Annotated in this window: 2 rRNA genes; both read left to right on the top strand. The window is 53.7% G+C overall.

Annotation, left to right across the window (positions count from 1 at the left end):
- Positions 1 to 45 precede the first annotated feature (45 nt).
- Positions 46 to 2,847: ribosomal RNA gene (locus NKI15_RS31845) — 23S ribosomal RNA — on the top strand.
- Between the two features lie 200 nt (positions 2,848 to 3,047).
- Positions 3,048 to 3,162 (top strand): 5S ribosomal RNA (gene rrf, locus NKI15_RS31840).
- The last annotated feature ends 162 nt before the right edge of the window (positions 3,163 to 3,324 follow it).

Below are 3,324 nucleotides of genomic sequence, written 5' to 3'. Positions count from 1 at the left end.
GCGACAATCCTTCGGATTGCGCGGATGGGCATTGGCAATGAGAACGATCAAGTGTCTTAAGGGCAATTGGTGGATGCCTTGGCATGCACAGGCGATGAAGGACGTGATACGCTGCGATAAGCTACGGGGAGGTGCGAATACCCTTTGATCCGTAGATTTCCGAATGGGGAAACCCACCTAAGGTACTTGGAAAATCAGAGTAGCAGAGCGATCTGCTACTGTGGTTTCCAAGTATCGATAATAGGTAACTTATCCTGAATACATAGGGATAAAGTGGCGAACGCGGGGAACTGAAACATCTAAGTACCCGTAGGAAAGGACATCAACCGAGACTCCGGAAGTAGTGGCGAGCGAACCCGGACCAGGCCAGTGGCGATTGAGAGACAAGCGGAACCTTCTGGAAAGTAGGGCCATAGTGGGTGACAGCCCCGTACGCGTAATGCGATCAATCGTCCTCGAGTAAGGCGGGACACGTGAAATCCTGTCTGAAATTGGGAGGACCACCTTCCAAGCCTAAGTACTCGTGCATGACCGATAGCGAACTAGTACCGTGAGGGAAAGGTGAAAAGCACCCCGACAAGGGGAGTGAAAGAGTACCTGAAACCGATTGCCTACAAACAGTGGGAGCCCGCAAGGGTCACCACGTACCTTTTGTATAATGGGTCAGCGACTTAGTGTGACGAGCAAGCTTAAACCGCTAGGTGTAGGCGCAGCGAAAGCGAGTCTGAACAGGGCGTTCAGTTCGTCGCATTAGACCCGAAACCGAGTGATCTAGCCATGAGCAGGTTGAAGGTAAGGTAACACTTACTGGAGGACCGAACCCATAACTGTTGCAATAGTTCGGGATGACTTGTGGCTAGGGGTGAAAGGCCAATCAAACTCGGAAATAGCTGGTTCTCCGCGAAATCTATTTAGGTAGAGCGTCGACCGAATACCCCAGGGGGTAGAGCACTGGATGGGCTAGGGGTCCTCACCGGATTACCAAACCTAACCAAACTCCGAATACCTGGGAGTACTAGTCGGCAGACACACGGCGGGTGCTAACGTCCGTCGTGAAAAGGGAAACAACCCTGACCTACAGCTAAGGTCCCCAAGTTATGGCTAAGTGGGAAAGGATGTGAGGATCCCAAAACAACCAGGATGTTGGCTTAGAAGCAGCCATCATTTAAAGAAAGCGTAACAGCTCACTGGTCTAAATAAGGGTCTTTGCGCCGAAAATGTAACGGGGCTAAAGCCATACACCGAAGCTTAGGGTTTGGTCCGCAAGGGCCAAGCGGTAGCGGAGCGTTCTGTAAGCTGACGAAGCCATACCCGTGAGGGGTGGTGGAGGTATCAGAAGTGCGAATGCTGACATGAGTAACGTAAGGGGAGTGAGAGACTCCCCCGCCGAAAGACCAAGGGTTCCTGCTTAAAGCTAATCTGAGCAGGGTTAGCCGGCCCCTAAGACGAGGCGGAAACGCGTAGTCGATGGGAACCACGTTAATATTCGTGGGCTTGGAGGTAGTGACGGATCGCACAAGTTGTCCAATCTTATCGGATTGAACGGGCAGCGGAGCGGTTCCAGGAAATAGCTCCTCCTTATAAACCGTACCCGAAACCGACACTGGTGGTCAGGTAGAGTATACCAAGGCGCTTGAGAGAACTATGCTGAAGGAACTCGGCAAATTGCACGCGTAACTTCGGAAGAAGCGTGACCCTTTTCTACGCAAGTAGAGGAGGGTGGCACAGACCAGGGGGTAGCGACTGTTTATCAAAAACACAGGGCTCTGCGAAGTCGCAAGACGACGTATAGGGTCTGACGCCTGCCCGGTGCTGGAAGGTTAAGAGGAGGGGTGCAAGCTCTGAATCGAAGCCCCAGTAAACGGCGGCCGTAACTATAACGGTCCTAAGGTAGCGAAATTCCTTGTCGGGTAAGTTCCGACCTGCACGAATGGCGTAACGACTTCCCCGCTGTCTCCAGCATAGACTCAGTGAAATTGAATTCCCCGTGAAGATGCGGGGTTCCTGCGGTTAGACGGAAAGACCCCGTGCACCTTTACTATAGCTTTACATTGGCATTCGTAGTGGCATGTGTAGGATAGGTGGTAGGCTTTGAAACCTGGGCGCCAGCTCAGGTGGAGCCACCCTTGAAATACCACCCTTATTACTATGGATGTCTAACCGCGGCCCGTTATCCGGGTCCGGGACAATGTATGGTGGGTAGTTTGACTGGGGCGGTCGCCTCCTAAAGAGTAACGGAGGCGCGCGATGGTGGGCTCAGAACGGTCGGAAATCGTTCGCTGAGTGCAATGGCATAAGCCTGCCTGACTGCGAGACTGACAAGTCGAGCAGAGACGAAAGTCGGTCATAGTGATCCGGTGGTCCCGCGTGGAAGGGCCATCGCTCAACGGATAAAAGGTACGCCGGGGATAACAGGCTGATGACCCCCAAGAGTCCATATCGACGGGGTTGTTTGGCACCTCGATGTCGACTCATCGCATCCTGGGGCTGGAGCAGGTCCCAAGGGTATGGCTGTTCGCCATTTAAAGCGGTACGTGAGTTGGGTTCAGAACGTCGTGAGACAGTTCGGTCCCTATCTGCCGTGGGTGTAGGAATATTGAAAGGATCTGTCCCTAGTACGAGAGGACCGGGATGGACGGATCTCTGGTGGACCTGTTGTGGCGCCAGCCGCATAGCAGGGTAGCTATATCCGGACGGGATAACCGCTGAAGGCATCTAAGCGGGAAACCCACCTTAAAACGAGTATTCCCTGAGAACCGTGGAAGACGACCACGTTGATAGGCCGGGTGTGGAAGAGCGGCAACGCTTGAAGCTTACCGGTACTAATAGTTCGATCGGCTTGATCGTTCTCATTCCTTATGCTCATCGTGAACACGATGATCTGACCAGCGCTCACGCATGAGCGGCCCTTACAGGGCCTATGCTCCGCGAGGGCGCCGGAAAACCGGCGACGCGCAGTCGCGCTTGCGGACTTTGTCCGTTAGCTAGACACAAACGTCGCCTTGGCACGAAAAAACAGCTTCTCGATATAACGTGCGTTTTGCCGACCTGGTGGTTATGGCGGAGCGGCTGCACCCGATCCCATTCCGAACTCGGCCGTGAAACGCTCCAGCGCTGATGGTACTTCGTCTCAAGACGCGGGAGAGTAGGTCGCTGCCAGGTCTGCAAAACGCACGTTGAACTCTCATCCGCAAACCGGATGAAACTGAAATCTTCTCTCTACGAAAAGGCCCGCCAAGGGATCACGGGCCGCGCAAGCGGCCCTTTCATTTGGTCAGCCATATACCTATCTGTAAGCCATCCTGTTCATAGGCCCAGGCTTAC

Origin of the sequence: Mesorhizobium sp. M0862, from assembly GCF_040319795.1 — a bacterium.
GTDB lineage: Bacteria > Pseudomonadota > Alphaproteobacteria > Rhizobiales > Rhizobiaceae > Mesorhizobium.
Note: the sequence above shows the minus strand (reverse complement) of the source record. Positions and strands in the feature narration are given on the sequence as shown.